We start from the raw sequence: 13,780 nt of genomic DNA, 5'->3' as shown, positions 1-13,780 counted from the left end.
GGCATGGGATGCCGTTTTGTAGCCCTTTCCGGCCGATTCACCCATAACACATTCCGGTTAGGTGCCCGCCGGGTGTGCGACGATGCCGCCGATGTCGATCCGCCGCCGTCTCCGCTGGCTCTGGTTTTTCCTGCTCCTGCTCGCCATGGTGGGAAGCGCGTCGCTGGGCGGCTGGCTGGCCTGGCGGCGGAGCCTCGACACGATCGCCGCGCAGGCGGCCGACCGGCTTGGATTGCATGCGCTGGCGGTGCAGCGCCTGATCGACCGTTACCGGGTGCTGCCGACGGTGCTGGCGCTGGATCCGCACCTGCGTGCCGCGCTGGCGGAGCCGCCGTCCGCCGCGCAGGTGCGAGCCCTCGACGACTGGATGAAGCGGGCCAACGAAGCCGCCCACGCCTCCACGCTGACCTTGCTTGATAGGTACGGCCGCGCCGTCGCCGCGAACAACTGGGACACCCCGGAAAGCAACGTCGGCATCGACTACCGCTTCCGCCCCTATTTCCAGGACGCGATGCGCGACGGGCATGCCACGTTCTACGCGATGGGCGTTTCCACGAACGTGGCGGGCTACTTCATCGCCCAGGCGATCGACGACGACCACGGCGAGCGCCTGGGCGTGGTGGTGCTCAAGATCACCCTCGACGAACTCCCGCAGGACTGGCGCAAGGGCGACGACATCGTGCTGCTCGCCGATGCGCACGGAGTGGTCTTCCTCGACAATCGCGACGGCGCATGGAGCTACCGGACGCTGCGTCCGCTCTCCGTCGACGAAAAGGCTGGCATCGACGCCACGCGGCAGTACGGGGGGCGCGCGTTGCCCGAGGTGCGGCGCGATGTTCGCGGTGCGGTCGGCGAGGGTGCCGAACGCGTGAAGGCGATCTCGCCCGCGTCGCGGCACGAGGTGGTCTGGCGCGCCTTGCCGATGCCGCAGCAAGCCTGGACCTTGCATCTGCTCGCCGACGCGCATCCTGCGATCGTCGCGGGCCGTGGCGCGGCGCTGGCGGTGTTCCTGGCGTGGCTGCCGGTGATCCTGTTCGGCCTGTTCCTCCAGCAACGCTGGCGCCTGGCGCGGCTTCGCCAACGCAGTCGCGAAGAGCTGGAGCAGATGGTGGCGCACCACGCGTCGGCGTTGCGTACGGCGCAGGACAGCGTGGTGGCCGCCGCGCACGAGGCCACGCAGACCGGCCAGCGCAGTCTCGAACACTTGCCGCAGGGCGTGAGCGTGGTCGACGCCGACCTGCGGCTGGTCGCTTGGAATTCGCGCTACCAGCAGATCTTCGGCTTTCCCGACGAGTACATGCGGGTGGGGCGGCCGATCGAGGACATGTTCCGCTTCAATTCCCGGCGTGGCCTGCTCGGGCCAGGGGACATGGACGAAGCCATCGAGCGTCGCCTTGCCTACCTGCGCCAGGGTAGTCCGCACATGTACGAGCGCGAGCGTCCCGATGGCACCACCTTCGAGATTCACGGGACGCCACTGCCCGATGGCGGCTTTGTCACCAGTTATGCGGACATCACCGCCTACAAGGCGGCGGCGCGCGAACTGCGCACGCTGGCCAGCTCGCTGGAACTGCGGGTGGAAGAGCGCACGCGCGACCTCAACGAGGCGAAAGCCGAGGCGGAGCGGATCAGCCGGTCGAAGACACGGTTCATCGCGGCGGCCGTGCACGACCTGCTGCAACCGCTGAATGCGGCGCGCATGTTCGTGGGCGCGCTGGCTGACCGGTCGACGAGCACGGAGGATCGCGAGCTGATCGAGCGTGTGCGCCAGGCCTTGCAGACACAGGACGAATTGCTGGCGAGCCTGCTCGATGTGTCGCGGCTGGAGGGTGGGGCCGTGGAACCACGCCTGGCCACCGTTGCCCTCGGCCCGATGCTGGCCGACCTGGCCCGGCAGTTCGGTGTGCTCGCCGCGGCGCGAGGCCTGTCGTTGCACGCGGTGCGGACCGGTCTGCACGCGCGGACCGATGGATTGCTGCTACGTCGCGTGCTGCAGAACTTCCTTTCCAACGCGATCCACTACACGCCACGCGGCCGTGTGCTGATCGGCGTTCGACGTGTGGCCGGGCTCGCCCGAATCGAGGTATGGGATACCGGCCTGGGCATTCCCGAGGCAAAGACCCGCGCCATCTTCGATGAGTTCCTACGCCTGGATAGTGGCGTGGATCGCGACCGGCGCAGCGCCGGACTGGGCCTGTCCATCGTCGATCGCGTCGGTCGCCTGCTGGGTGCGCCGGTGGCGGTACGTTCGTGGCCTGGGCGGGGCAGCGTGTTCTCCATCGCGGTGCCGATGGTCGTCGCACCCGGCGACACGGCCCCTTCGGCGCATCGCATCGAAGACGATTCGCCGCTGGCGGGACGACGCGTGTTGCTGGTGGATGCCGACGATGCCACGCGTGCGGCCACGGCGGCACTGCTCGTGGGATGGGGCTGCGAGGTGGCGGCGGTCGGCAGCGCGGAGGCGGCGATGCGCCAGGCCGAGATCGATGATGCGCCTGATGCGCTGTTGTTGGAGCATCCGTTACAGGGCGCGTCCGGCGATGGCCTGCGTGTAGCCTTGTCGGCGCGGTGGGGTGTGACGCCACCCACGGTGCTGATCGCGGCGCGGCCTTCGCAGGCCGATATCCTGCATGCGGCGGAAGATGGGTTGCGCTATCTCACCAAGCCTTTGGCACCAGCTCGCCTGCGCGCGGTGCTGAGCCGCCTGCTGATGGAATATTTGTAGGAGCGCGCTTGCGCGCGATCGCGCGCAAGCGCGCTCCTACAAATGCGACCCTTCGACGCCTTCGTCGATATCCAGCGACTTCACCAACACAGCGGCTTGCGTTCTCGAACGGCATTCGAGTTTCTGCAAGACGGCGGTGACGTGGATCTTCACCGTGTTTTCGGCTAAGCCCAGCTCCGCCGCGATCTGCTTGTTGAGCATGCCTTCGGCCAAAAGCATAAGCACGCGGAATTGCTGGGGCGTAAGGCTGGACAGCCGCACGGCCAAGCGCGCGTCCTCGTCGCTGCGCTCCGCGCGCGTCCCGACGAAGGCCGTGTCGCCACGCATCACCGCAACCACGGCGTCGCGCAGCACCTCGGCAGGCGCGGACTTGGAAACGAAACCGGCGGCGCCGAACTGCTGCGCACGACGGACATTGCGCGGATGATCGTTCGAGGAGACCACCAGCACGGGAATATCGGGATGCTCTCCGCGCAACCAGAGCAGGGACGAAAAGCCCATGGCCCCCGGCATCGTCAGGTCCAGCAGCACGAGATCGACGGCCTCGCCCGAGGCCAGCACGGCTTCCATCGCGCTGTGGCTGCCTGCCTCCAGGGCGCGACCGTCGCACAGCAGGTCGGCTAGGGCGTGCAACAGCGCGCCGCGGAACATGGGGTGGTCGTCGGCAATGAGCAGGGTAAGGGCCATGGGCCAATTCTAACCAGGAGCGGGGTGGTCCAGTCCCATGACGGTGCGCAACGCGAAGCGGCGGAACAGCGGAACGCGCGCGGCGGCGGGCAGCACGGTGTGCCGCAGGCCGCGGAGCAGGGCATTGCCACCTCGTGCCATCGAGGTGATGGCATGGATGCGTTCCACCACGGCCTCGTGCACTCCGTGGCGTTGGCTGTGATAACGCGACAGGGCTTCCACGGGGTTGTCCGGTTGCGCGGCCACGCAACGGGCGAGCGCGGCGGCGTCTTCGATGCCGAGGTTCATGCCGCGCGCGCCGACGGGCGAATGGATGTGCGCCGCATCGCCGCCCAGCGCCACCCGGCCCAGGGCGCAACGCGCGGTGACGCGATGGGCGATGTGAAAGGTGGAACTCCATAGCGGTGTCCCGGCCGTGCTGCCGGCGGGAAGGCGGGACAGGGGATCGGACACGCTGGAGATCACCCGCCACACGGTATCGTCGAGCGCGAGAAGGAAGATCATGCCGTCCGGGAAGAACAGCACGTGGGCGTACCGGCGATCCAGTGGTGTCTCCAGCGGCACGTCGAACAGCGGCCACGCTTCGGGATAGGTGTCGCCGGGGAAGTCGATGCCCAGCTTTTCGCGGAAGCGGCTGTGCGCACCGTCCGCGGCGAACACCATGTCGAAGTTGCCGACGCCCACGCAATCGTCGTCGAGGCAGACCCGCGCCGACGTCTCGTCCTGGCATAGCAGCCTCGCCTTGCGCCCCCGTTCCACGACAATGCCTTGAGCCTCCAGCGCTTCGGCCAGCAAGGCTTCGCTGCGTGCCTGCGACAACACGGTGAGCCCGTAGCGCGGATGGACGCGTTCGGCGTCCACGCGCGCCAGTACCTTGCCGCCTTCATGGAAGCATACGCCGAGGGTGGGGCGTCCTTCGGCCACCATGCGTTCGCTGACGCCGGTGGGCTCGAGCAGTTCCAGCGTTCGCGGATTCACCGCCAGTGCGCGCGAATGCGGTGCGGGCGCGGGGGCCATGTCGACGATGCGTGGCTGCACGCCCTGGCGAGCGAGGAAAAGTGCAGCGGCGAGGCCCGTAGGACCTGCACCGACGATCAGCACGGAAGGTTGGCTCATCGACATGGCTCCATCTCCCTATCGGTGTCCCATGGAGCATCTTCCCGCGTGTGCGTGGTGTCAACGCGCAGCGCGCACGTGCAATGCGTCGAGCGTGCGTGCCAGCGCGGTGTCGAGCGGTGTGTGCGGCACGTCGCCCAGTCGCTCCGTCAGTCGCGTGCCGTCCAGTTCCACGGGTGCCTTCCACAGGTAACGCATCTTGCGTAACTCGCGTACCGTTTCCACGAAGGGCGACGCGAGCGTCAGCAGCGGCCATGGAAACATGCCCAGGCGCAGCGAGGGATTGCCCGTGACGCGATGCAACGCGGCAAGCAGTTCGTTGCCGGTGATCTGGTATCCGTGGAAATGAAACCGTGCGAAGGGAGCGAGCGTTTCCTCCTGGGCGAGCAGCGCGGCCATCGTCGCGCCGACATCGGGCAGGTAGGCCCATGCATGCGGCAGGTCGGGGGCGCCGGGATACGGCAACACGGAAAGGGGTTTGCCGGGCTTCACCAGTCCGCCGGAGAACCAGTTGTTGCCGGTGTGCGGTCCGAAGAAATCGCCGCAGCGCAGGATCAGCGAACGCACGCCCTCGCGCGCCGCCTTCTCCATGCGCTTTTCCAGCTCCACGCGGATTTCGCCCTTGCGGGTCACCGGATGCTGCGGCGAGTCTTCGCGCAGCAGCGGGAACGCGTCGTGACCGTAGTTGTAGATCGTGCCGGGCAGCACCACGCGTGCGCCGTGGTGACGTGCCGCGACGAGCGTGTTGTCGATCATCGGCAGCACCTGCCGCTCCCAGTCGCGATAGCCCGGCGGGTTCACCGCATGGACGATCACGGAGGCGCCCTTGGCAGCGGAACGCACGTCTTCGACGTTCATCGCATCGCCCTGCACCCAGCGGATGTCCGACGACACGGGCGACGCGCGGCGGGTGAGAGCAGTCACTTCCCAGCCGGCGGCAAGCAGGGCGCGGGCGGTTTCGCCACCCACGCCACCGGTGGCACCAAGGACGAGCGCGGTCTTGCGGGTCATGGACGGTATTCCTTGAAAAAAGTGCGGCCAGTCTGGATCCTTCCGTGATATACGGGAATTGGCGAAATACTTATGGTTGCCATAAAAAAATGAATAGCGAGAGCCTTTCCTGGGATTTGCTTCGTTCCTTTCTCGCGGTCATGCGGGAGGGCAGCCTATCCGCCGCGGCGAGGGCGCTCGGCATGACCCAGCCCAGCCTGGGGCGCCATGTGCGCGAACTGGAGGTCTCGCTGGGCGTGCCGCTGTTCGCTCGGGGGCCGCAAGGACTGGCGCCCACGGATGCCGCACGTGAACTGTTGCCACATGCCGAATCCATGGCCGCCGCCGCGGCGTCGGTGTTGCGGGCGGCATCGGGTGCGAAGGACGAACTGCGTGGCGTAGTGCGCATCACCGCCAGCGAAGTGATGGGGGCCGAGGTCCTGCCGCGCATCCTCGCAGCGTTCCGGCGTACGCATCCGGGCATCGTCATCGAGCTGTCCACCACCGATCGCATGGAAAACCTGCTGCGACGCGATGCCGACATCGCGGTGCGCAATACGCCGCCGTCGCAGGACGCGCTGGTGGCCCGTCATGCCTGCCGCATACCGTTGGGATTCTTCGCCCATCCGGATTACCTCGACCTGGCGGGTCGTCCGCGTCGGCTGGAAGACCTGCGCGAGCACACGCTGATCGGCTACGACGAGGAGCGGCCCCACATCCGGGCCATGCGTCCGGCGGGCCTGCCTTATGCGCGGGAGGATTTCAGCCTGCGCACCGACAACGACCTCGCGGCGCTCGCAGCGATGCGTGCCGGCTATGGCATCGGCATCTGTCAGGCCCCGTTGGGGCGCCGTTACGGCATGGAGCGCCTGTTTCCCCGTATCGTCGAGATACCGCTCGACGCCTGGGTCGTGACCCACGAAGACTTGCGCGCCAGCCATCGCATCCGCGCCGTATTCGATCATCTGGCGGAGTCGCTGGCCGTCTATCCGAAGGAATGAAAGCTGTTACCCTCCGCGTCCGAACGTGTGGAGATCGACCCATGAGCCTGATCCAGACCCCGGTGTCCTACGGCGAGCTGATCGACAAGATGACCATCCTGCAGATCAAGCTTCAGGAGATCCGCGACGAGGCGAAGCTGGCCAACGTCCGCAACGAGCTCGAACTGCTCGAAGCCACCTGGACGAACGATGCCGCATCGAAGATCGACATCGCCGACGAGACGGCACGCCTGCTCGCCGTGAACAAGCGCCTTTGGGATATCGAGGACAACATTCGCCTGAAGGAGCGTGCGCAGGCCTTTGACGCCTCCTTCGTCGAACTGGCCCGCTCGGTCTACTTCCAGAACGACGAGCGCGCGGCCATCAAGCGCGAGATCAACCTCAAGCTCGGCTCGACGCTGGTCGAAGAGAAGTCCTACCAGGATTACCGCGCCCTGTAGGAGCGCGCTTGCGCGCGATCGCGTGCAAGCGCGCTCCTACAGGGGTAAATGCAGGAACTCGGCGCAGGCCTCGAACCGATCCACCATCTCGTCCACCTCGACGAGATCCATCACGCCGGGTTTCTCGATCTTCGTCCCCCAGGGGATTTCCGACGCGGGCTTGCCGAGGAATTTCCGCGACGCCGCGTCGTACTTGTCGACGCACCAGCGCCGATCCAAATACGGTCCCGACCGATGCGGATTGCTGGCCGCGTGCAGGCCAAGCACTTTCACGCCTGCGGCATTGGCCATGTGCATCGGGCCCGAGTCGGGCGTGAGGATCATCGCTGTGCGGGCGAGCAGCGCCATGAAGCGTTTCAGGGTGTCCTTGCCCGTGAGGTCGAGCGGTGCGCCCTTCACCTGCGCGAGGATCGCGTCGGCGAGGGCGCGTTCGGGTTCTGACGGTCCACCCACCATGGCCACGCGCATCCCTCGCGCCATGGCATGGTCGATCAAGGCAGCGTAGCGCTCCACGCGCCAGTTCCGCACGGTGTGGCTCGACATCGGGCTCACGAGCAGGGTCGGCGCGTCGCCAGGGAGCTGCGCGGCCGCCCAGGCCTGGTCGTCCGCGGAGACTGGGATATCCCAGCGCACCTCGGTCTGCTTCAGGCCGAGAGGTTCGATGAAGCTGGCCATCGCATCGAGCACGTGTTCGCCACTGCGAGCGGCGATGCGTTCGTTGACGAAGAGGCCGTGGAGGTCTTTGGAACGGGCCTTGTCATAGCCGATCCGGCGATCGGCCTTGACCGAGAGGCTGAGCAGGTTGGAGCGCAAGGCCACCTGCATATGCAGCAGCGCGTCGAAGCGCCGGCCCGCCAGGGCCTGGCGTACGTCGCGGAGGGCTTCACGGCCCTTGCCCTTGTCGAACGTCACGAACTCCACGCCGGGCAGGTCGCCCACCAGCTTGCGTTCGAGCTTGCCCACCAGCCAGGTCAGGCGGGTGGACGGGGACGTCGCCTGCAGGGTCCGCACGAGCGGCACGACGTGCGTGACGTCGCCGATGGCGGACGTGCGCAGGATGCAGAGACTGGAATCTCCCGACGGGAGTGGACGGCTTGTTAGACTGGGCACGATTGGATTACCGGAACGGGAGGCCGCCACGAAGGGTGGCCCGACAATGACAGACCATCGCGTAACGGAGGCTGCGGAAGGAACGATTTTGTTCGACGCGGCCCGTACAGCTCAAGTCGACCCCGATTGGTTCTCGCCGGAGCACTGGCGGGAACAGGGCCTGCTGCGTACGCAGTCGGGCGGTCGTGGCGGCGTGGCCATCATCGATTCGCCCGCCGGCGAGGCGGTTCTGCGGCATTATCGGCGAGGCGGCATGGTGGCCACCCTGCTGGGGGATCGCTACCTCTTCACCGGACGCCAGCGTACCCGCAGCGAGCGGGAGTTTCGCCTGCTCGTGGAGCTGGAGCGGCGCGGATTGCCGGTATCGCCGCCCCTGGCGGCACGCTACCAGCGCCACGGCCTGCGCTACTCGGCCGATCTGCTCACCCTGCGCATTCCCGACGCGAGCACCCTGGCCGAAAAGGTGGCCGACGGCGGCTTCAACGAAGCCCTGGCCGCCCGGGTCGGCGAACTGGTGGCGCGCTTCCACAAGGAAGGGGCCTGGCATGCCGACCTCAATGCCCACAACATCCTGGTCAACGGCGCGGGCCTGCACCTGATCGATTTCGACAAAGGGCGCTTGCGCACGCCTGCGGAAGGATGGCGGCGAAGCAACCTCGCCCGCCTGCGCCGTTCGTTGGTGAAGGTGGGGGCCGCCGAGGGGGGCGACACCTTCGAGGCGGTCCTTTGGCCGGCGCTCGTGGCCGCGTACGAACGGAGTTTCCGGTGAACTGGCATCTGCATTTCCTGGGTACGGGCGCCGCCCATGCGGTGGAACTGGGTTCCTCGGCCGTGGTGCTCGAACGCGATGGCGACCCGCTGCTGCTCGTCGATTGCGGTCCCGACACGCTCGACCGCTACGTGGCCGCCTATGGCGCGCCGCCGCGCGCGCTCTACATCACGCATACGCATATGGACCACGTGGCGGGTATGGAACGCCTGTTCTTCCGCCTGTGGTTCGACGAGGCCCTACGCGGACGCACGAAGGTCTTCCTGCATGCCGGGTTGCTGCCGTGGTTGCAGGGCAGGGTGGCGGACTATCCTGGCGCCCTCGCGGAAGGCGGCGTGAATTACTGGGAGGCCTTCCACCTGGTCCCTTGCACCCGCGGTTTCTGGCACGAAGGCCACTGGTTCGACGTCTTCCCCACGCGGCATCACGTGCAGGGCACTTCGTACGGCGTGGCCCTGCGCGGCAGTTTCGTCTTCACGGGCGATACCCGGCCCGTGCCCGAGGCCCTGGCGATCCATGGCGCCCATGGCGAACTGGTGGCCCATGACTGCGGCGTGGTGGGCAATCCGTCGCATACCGGCGTGGACGACCTGGAGCGCGAGTATCCCGAGGCGCTGCGCGCGCGCATGGCGCTTTACCACTACGGCAGTGTCGGCGAGGGTGAGACGCTGCAGGCGCGCGGCTATCGCATCGCGCATCCGGATGAGCGCCTGGTGCTACCCGAGCCACATCCGACGCGCCCGACGGCGGGCTAAGGCCTCCTGTCGATGGGGCGTGTCGTGGTGCTTGTGTCGCCGCCACGCTCCCGTTATCCTTCCGCTTCTTTGTCGGGCAGGATCCCGGCAAGGAAGAAGTTGTACCAGTGCGGAGAGGTGTCCGAGTGGTTTAAGGAGCACGCCTGGAAAGTGTGTATACGTTAATAGCGTATCGCGGGTTCGAATCCCGCCCTCTCCGCCACTTGCAACAACCAGGCAGCCGAAAGGTTGCCGCCCCGATGAACGATTCGCCGGGCGGGATTCGAACCCGCGGGCGAGCCATCGGAACCAACGTCTTTATGGTGACCCTGTCGGTCCCCCCGCGACGATAGTCTGTAAATCCCGCCAGGTCCGGAAGGAAGCAACGGTAGCGGATGATTCGGGTGCCGGGGTGTGGCTGGCAGGGTCATCGCCTTTTCAGGCGCAAGCTTTCGCCCGCCTCCGGTCCTTGGCACAATCGACAGTCGTCCCAAGGTAGCCCGCATGTCCTATCAGGTCCTCGCACGCAAGTGGCGCCCGCGCAAGTTCGCCGAACTGGTCGGGCAGGAGCACGTGGTCCGTGCGCTCACCAACGCGCTCGAATCCGGCCGCATGCATCACGCCTACCTGTTCACGGGTACGCGCGGTGTCGGCAAGACCACGATCGCCCGCATCTTCGCCAAGTCGCTCAACTGCGAGCGTGGCGAATCGGCGGATCCCTGTGGTGAGTGCGCCGTCTGCACGGCGGTCGATGCCGGCCGCTTCGTCGATCTGCTCGAGATCGACGCGGCCAGCAACACCGGCGTGGACGATGTCCGCGAAGTGATCGAGAACGCCCAGTACGCGCCCTCGCGCGGGCGCTTCAAGGTCTACCTCGTCGACGAGGTGCACATGCTCTCCAAGCCGGCGTTCAACGCGCTGCTGAAAACGCTGGAAGAGCCACCGCCGCACGTCAAGTTCCTGCTCGCGACCACCGATCCGCAGAAATTGCCGGTCACGGTGCTGTCGCGCTGCCTCAAGTTCAACCTCAAGCGCCTGCTGCCGGACCAGATCTCCGGCCAGATGCGCCATATCCTCGGCGCCGAGGCCATTGAGTACGAGGACGACGCCATCGTCGAGCTGGCCCATGCGGCCGACGGCTCGCTGCGTGACGGTCTCTCCCTGCTGGACCAGGCCATCGCCTATGGCGGCGGCTCGCTGCGCGCGGGTGACGTGCGGGCCATGCTCGGCAGCGTCGAGCGCGGCCAGGTGCTCGGCGTGCTCGATGCGCTCGCTTCGGGCGACGGCGCGGCCCTGATGGCCGAGTCGGATCGCATTGCCTCGTTCTCGCCGGACTTCGGTGGCGTGCTCGACGATCTCGCCACCGTGCTCCATCGCGTGCAGTTGCTCCAGTTGGTGCCGGGATATCGTGGCGAGGAAAGCGATGCCGCACTGGCGGCCGTCGCCGAACGCATGGCCCCCGAGGACGTCCAGCTCTACTACCAGATCGCCACGTCGGGTCGCCGCGAGCTGCCCATGGCGCCCGACGCCCGCATCGGCTTCGAGATGGTGCTGCTGCGCATGTTCGCGTTCCGCCCGTCGGAGCCCGGCCAGGCCTCGGCTGCGCCGGCACCGCGTGCCGTGCCGGCGGTGGCCGCGCCTCCTTCGCGTAGCGCGCCCGCACCGTCGCCGATGCCTGCAGCCGCACCCGTTCAGCGCCAGGCGCCTCCGGCACCGGCCCCCGTGCCTGCGCCGGTGCAGGCACCGGCGCCACCGCCGCCGGCCGCCCCGCGTCCGTTGGCCACCGGCGCGAACGGCCTACCCGACTGGCACGACGTCGTGGAGCGCGCGAACCTGCGTGGCCCGATCGGCCAGCTCGCGCAGAACTGTTCGCTGCGTGGCATGGAGGGCGATGCGATGATGCTGGCACTGCAACCCTCGCACATGCACCTGGCGGTCGAGCCGCTCACCAGCCAGATGGAAGAAAAGGTCTCGCAGGCGCTCGGGCGCCGCGTACGCTTCCGCTTCGTCGCCGAGACTGCCGGCAACACCGGCGGCAGCCTCGGTACGCCGGCAGAACGGCGCGCGCAGGCGGCCAGCGACGCGCAGGCCAACGCGGAGGCCTCCATGGAGACCGACCCGCTCGTACAGACGCTCAAGCGCGAATTTGACGCGCGCGTCATCCCGCAATCGATCAAACCCGTGGAGCCAGGAACATGAAAGGTCAAATCGGTCAGCTGATGCAGCAGGCCCAGCGCATGCAGGACGAAATGAAGCGTGCGCAGGAAGAACTGGCGAAGGCGGAAATCACCGGCAGTGCCGGCGGTGGCCTGGTCACGGTCACGATGACCGGCGGCCACGAGGTCCGTTCGGTGCACATCGATCGCCAGGCCTTCGCCGATGATCCGGAAATGGCCGAGGATCTCGTCGCCGCGGCCGTCAACGACGCCGTCAACAAGATCGCCGAACTCAGCCGTAGCCGGCTGGGTGGCGTCACGTCCGGGCTGAACCTGCCGCCCGGCTTCAAGATGCCGTTCTGACGACACCCCGATGAGCAACGGTTCCCGCCTTCTCGGCGAACTGATCGACGCCTTGCGCTGCCTGCCGGGCGTCGGCGCGAAGAGTGCCCAGCGCATGGCTTTCCACCTGCTCGAACGCGAGCGGCAGGGTGGCATGCGCCTGGCTTCCGCGCTGGAGTCGGCGATGCGCGACGTGGGCAACTGCACTCGCTGCCGCAACTTCAGCGAGACACCTGTGTGCTCGCTGTGCGCCAGCAGCAGTCGCGACAAGCAGGTGCTCTGCATCGTGGAGTCGCCATCGGACCTGGCCGCCATTGAACAGGCTACCGGGTACCGTGGCCACTACTTCGTGCTGTTGGGACGCCTGTCGCCGTTGGATGGACTGGGTCCCGACGAACTGGGCCTGCCGTTGCTCGTCGAGCGTCTTGGCGAGGGCGACGTGGAGGAGATGATCATCGCCACCAATCCCACCGTGGAAGGCGAGGCCACCGCGCATTACCTTGGGCAGCTCGCCAAGGCCGCGGGCATCCGCGCCACGCGTCTCGCCCATGGCGTGCCGCTGGGTGGCGAACTGGAATTCGTCGACCGGGGCACGCTCGCGCACGCGTTCGGCAGCCGCCAGTCGCTTGGTTGAAACCGCAAGGAAATCCGCATGACCGACACCATCTTCGCCAAGATCGTCCGCCGCGAGATCCCTGCCGACATCGTCTTCGAGAGCGACGACGTGCTCGGCTTTCGCGACCTCAATCCGCAGGCGCCCGTGCATGTGCTCTTCATTCCCAAGCGCGCCATCGCGACGCTGGACGACGCGCAGCCGGCGGATGCCGAACTGCTCGGCAAGCTGCTACTGGCCGCAGCCGAGTACGCGCGGTCGCAGGGTTTCGCGAAGGACGGCTATCGCACGGTGATCAACACCAACACGCACGGTGGACAGACGGTATTCCACATCCATGTGCACCTGTTGGCCGGTCGCCAGATGACCTGGCCGCCGGGCTAAGCCTCTAGGAGCGCGCTTGCGCGCGATGGGTTCTTGCGGCAACCCCCATCGCGCGCAAGCGCGCTCCTACAAAAGACGCAAGAAAAAGCCGGCTCATCGCCGGCTTTTTCTTTGCCACCATCAGCGCGCGCGAGGCGGCGGAGGTGGACGCACGATGATCGTGCGCGGGCGGTACCAGAACGGGTCGCCCCACGGTCCATAGTACGGACCCCAGCCCGGACCGAAGCCCGGACCCCAGAACGGGTCGTAGAAGCCTGGCGGGTAGCGGTTCACCGGAACGCGTTTCGGCCACAGGTAGACCACGTCGGCCTCGACGCGCGGATAGGCGTAATCGAAGTCGCCGACCTTCTGCGTGACAGCGCCACGCAACGTGCCGGTCACCGTGATCTCGCGACCGCGGACGAAGACTTCCGGATCGTAGAAGCCGTCGCGGCAGGCCACGAAGCGACCCTGGGTCTCCTGCTTGTTGGAGGTCGGGCGGGCTTCGCTGTCGAGCGGCTCGGAAAGCACGAAGAAGCAGGTCTGCTGCGGACCCGGCTCCGTCTTGATGATTTCACCACCCCAGCGGACCTTCGCGCCCGGCGCGCCGCCTTGCTGGGCGTTGCTGGTGGTTACATCGTTGAACTGGCCTTGCAGCGGCTGCGGCACCGTGGCGCAGGCGCCAAGGGCCAGGGTCGCGGCGACGACGGCCAGCGGTTTGTACATGGACATGT

General features: G+C 67.2%; 14 protein-coding genes, 1 tRNA gene and 1 other RNA gene. 11 read left to right on the top strand and 5 right to left on the bottom strand.

The genetic code is table 11. The features are described 5' to 3' along the window. Positions 1-91 precede the first annotated feature (91 nt). Positions 92-2,725, top strand: coding sequence for a PAS-domain containing protein (locus tag GAK28_RS05315; RefSeq protein ID WP_291775964.1), 2,634 nt, complete (start codon positions 92-94; stop codon positions 2,723-2,725). Positions 2,726-2,761: 36 nt separating this feature from the next. Here the strand turns inward: GAK28_RS05315 and GAK28_RS05310 are convergent, their stop codons facing one another. Genes GAK28_RS05310 through GAK28_RS05300 form a run of 3 tightly spaced genes read right to left on the bottom strand, consistent with a single transcriptional unit; the run spans position 2,762 to position 5,539 of the window. Further along, entirely contained in the window at positions 2,762-3,412 is a 651-nt protein-coding gene (locus tag GAK28_RS05310) for a response regulator transcription factor (protein ID WP_291775963.1), read from the bottom strand. A gap of 9 nt (positions 3,413-3,421) precedes the next feature. Then, positions 3,422-4,528, bottom strand: coding sequence for an NAD(P)/FAD-dependent oxidoreductase (locus GAK28_RS05305; RefSeq protein WP_291775962.1), 1,107 nt, complete (start codon positions 4,526-4,528; stop codon positions 3,422-3,424). Between the two features lie 60 nt (positions 4,529-4,588). Then, a complete protein-coding gene (locus tag GAK28_RS05300; RefSeq protein WP_291775960.1) occupies positions 4,589-5,539 on the bottom strand; it encodes an NAD-dependent epimerase/dehydratase family protein in 951 nt (316 codons plus the stop codon). Between the two features lie 89 nt (positions 5,540-5,628). Between GAK28_RS05300 and GAK28_RS05295 the strand changes: the two genes are divergently transcribed. Continuing rightward, a complete protein-coding gene (locus tag GAK28_RS05295; RefSeq protein ID WP_291775959.1) occupies positions 5,629-6,519 on the top strand; it encodes a LysR family transcriptional regulator in 891 nt (296 codons plus the stop codon). A 41-nt stretch (positions 6,520-6,560) separates the two neighbouring features. Further along, on the top strand, positions 6,561-6,959 hold the full coding sequence (locus tag GAK28_RS05290) for a DUF6165 family protein (protein WP_291775957.1): 399 nt from the start codon (positions 6,561-6,563) through the stop codon (positions 6,957-6,959). 36 nt (positions 6,960-6,995) lie between these two features. Here the strand turns inward: GAK28_RS05290 and GAK28_RS05285 are convergent, their stop codons facing one another. After that, positions 6,996-8,069: a glycosyltransferase family 9 protein gene (locus tag GAK28_RS05285; protein WP_291775956.1), complete on the bottom strand. Its 1,074-nt coding sequence runs from the start codon at positions 8,067-8,069 to the stop codon at positions 6,996-6,998. Positions 8,070-8,115: 46 nt separating this feature from the next. Here GAK28_RS05285 and GAK28_RS05280 point away from each other — a divergent pair, with 46 nt between their 5' ends. The 8 genes from GAK28_RS05280 (at position 8,116) to GAK28_RS05245 (ending at position 13,067) form a co-directional block, all read left to right on the top strand. Beyond that, positions 8,116-8,838, top strand: coding sequence for a 3-deoxy-D-manno-octulosonic acid kinase (locus GAK28_RS05280; protein ID WP_291775955.1), 723 nt, complete (start codon positions 8,116-8,118; stop codon positions 8,836-8,838). Next, positions 8,835-9,593 carry an MBL fold metallo-hydrolase gene (locus GAK28_RS05275; protein WP_291775954.1) on the top strand — a complete coding sequence of 253 codons (759 nt, stop codon included), beginning with the start codon at positions 8,835-8,837 and terminating at the stop codon, positions 9,591-9,593. Before GAK28_RS05280 ends, GAK28_RS05275 begins: the two co-directional genes overlap by 4 nt. Positions 9,594-9,704: 111 nt before the next feature. Beyond that, positions 9,705-9,795, top strand: a tRNA-Ser gene (locus GAK28_RS05270). Between the two features lie 107 nt (positions 9,796-9,902). Beyond that, positions 9,903-9,999: signal recognition particle sRNA small type (ffs, locus tag GAK28_RS05265), an RNA gene on the top strand. A gap of 77 nt (positions 10,000-10,076) precedes the next feature. Beyond that, complete coding sequence (gene dnaX, locus GAK28_RS05260) at positions 10,077-11,771, top strand: DNA polymerase III subunit gamma/tau (protein ID WP_291775953.1); 1,695 nt, start codon at positions 10,077-10,079, stop codon at positions 11,769-11,771. Next, complete coding sequence (locus GAK28_RS05255) at positions 11,768-12,091, top strand: YbaB/EbfC family nucleoid-associated protein (protein WP_291775952.1); 324 nt, start codon at positions 11,768-11,770, stop codon at positions 12,089-12,091. Before dnaX ends, GAK28_RS05255 begins: the two co-directional genes overlap by 4 nt. 10 nt (positions 12,092-12,101) lie before the next feature. After that, positions 12,102-12,704: a recombination mediator RecR gene (gene recR / locus GAK28_RS05250; RefSeq protein WP_291775951.1), complete on the top strand. Its 603-nt coding sequence runs from the start codon at positions 12,102-12,104 to the stop codon at positions 12,702-12,704. Positions 12,705-12,722: 18 nt separating this feature from the next. Then, on the top strand, positions 12,723-13,067 hold the full coding sequence (locus GAK28_RS05245; protein WP_291775949.1) for a histidine triad nucleotide-binding protein: 345 nt from the start codon (positions 12,723-12,725) through the stop codon (positions 13,065-13,067). Positions 13,068-13,187: 120 nt separating this feature from the next. On the opposite strand, the gene GAK28_RS05240 is transcribed toward GAK28_RS05245, so the two are convergent. Further along, positions 13,188-13,778 (bottom strand): Slp family lipoprotein, encoded by a 591-nt coding sequence (locus GAK28_RS05240; RefSeq protein WP_291775948.1) that lies wholly within the window; start codon positions 13,776-13,778, stop codon positions 13,188-13,190. Positions 13,779-13,780: the final 2 nt, after the last annotated feature.

Origin of the sequence: Luteibacter sp. (assembly GCF_009912395.1) — a bacterium.
GTDB lineage: Bacteria > Pseudomonadota > Gammaproteobacteria > Xanthomonadales > Rhodanobacteraceae > Luteibacter.
Note: the sequence above shows the minus strand (reverse complement) of the source record. Positions and strands in the feature narration are given on the sequence as shown.